The following is a 207-nucleotide window of genomic DNA, read 5'->3' as shown; positions in this document are numbered from 1 at the left end:
CGGCCCGTTCTGGGCGCGCCTCAATCGTAGCCCGAGACAGTCCCAGGCTGACAATTTCGACTGTAATGGACGTTCTTGAATGACTACTCGTTTAAGAACGTCCCCAATGACTGCCCAATGATTAGGTCGGAAAATTTCTTAAAAAAGTTCTTGCCCTGAGCTGATTCGTCCGTATAATAAACTTCGTTGCTTGAGAGCACGCACCTA

Origin of the sequence: Collinsella aerofaciens (assembly GCF_040915425.1) — a bacterium.
GTDB classification, from domain to species: Bacteria; Actinomycetota; Coriobacteriia; order Coriobacteriales; family Coriobacteriaceae; genus Collinsella; species Collinsella aerofaciens_BW.
This window is presented reverse-complemented; position numbering follows the sequence as displayed.